Annotated in this window: 1 protein-coding gene; it reads right to left on the reverse strand. The window is 38.3% G+C overall.

What is annotated here, in order from left to right:
- On the reverse strand, positions 1 to 481 hold a 481-nt coding region (locus ASC50_RS06885; RefSeq protein ID WP_193391205.1), incomplete at both ends, for a hypothetical protein.

Genomic DNA, 481 nt, shown 5'->3' on the forward strand with positions numbered 1-481 from the left:
TTTGGCTTCTCTTTCTGGACTTTCTTTTTCTTCCTGCGCTTTTTTTTCTGCTGCTTCCCGTCTTTCCCGTTCTTTTTCTTTTTGTGCTTCTTCCCTTTCCTTTTTTTCTTCCCGTTCTTTTTCTACCTTTTCTTTTCGCTTTGCTTCTTCTCGTTCTTTACGTTTTTGCTCTTTTTGTTCCTTTTCTTGCTCTAAGTTAAAAGCAGTTTCATCGTTTTTCAATAACTCAAAAAATGGGTTGGAGAGAATATCTACTTCCCCTATTTCCATACTACTCTTTATGAGAGCAATGTTTTTGTTGATTTCGGTTTTGTGGGCATTGCTTAATTTTTCTGTATCCAACTTGTTAATTGCAAGTTTCAACTTACTAAGCGTGGGCTTTACCGCTTCAAATTGCGTTTGAATAGTTTTCACGCTGTCGGGACTAATACCTGCGCTATTCAGCACGGCTTTGACCTGCTTGTCAATAGCCGCAAAGAAT

The sequence above is a fragment of the Candidatus Symbiothrix dinenymphae genome (assembly GCF_001431085.1).